1 pseudogene is annotated in these 272 nt (G+C 65.4%); it reads left to right on the top strand.

Annotation, left to right across the window (positions count from 1 at the left end):
* Positions 1-272, top strand: a pseudogene (locus QN399_RS26330) (hypothetical protein); the annotation flags it as partial.

Below are 272 nucleotides of genomic sequence, written 5' to 3'. Positions count from 1 at the left end.
GTTTTCTGGTCGCCTGCAGCAGCGAAGCCCCCAAGCCGGCCGCGCCTCAACCAACACCGGCGCAAGAGAAAAAAGTCCCGGGCATTGAAGACCTCGGCCCCCTGCCCGCCTATCAGCGCGAAATCAGCGGCAGCCTGACCAACCTGCCCGCTGGTGCCGAAGTCGAGATGGCGCTCTTGGTGATCGACGACCGTTCGCGCCCGCAGCAACTGCTCGCCAGCAGCGTACTGAGCGGCAACGGCAAGCCCTTGGCCTTCCGCCTGCGCTTCAAC

Origin of the sequence: Pseudomonas sp. 10C3, assembly GCF_036346185.1 — a bacterium.
Classification (GTDB): domain Bacteria; phylum Pseudomonadota; class Gammaproteobacteria; order Pseudomonadales; family Pseudomonadaceae; genus Aquipseudomonas.
The sequence above is the reverse complement of the archived record's forward strand: the minus strand, read 5'-3'. Positions and strand labels throughout refer to the sequence as shown.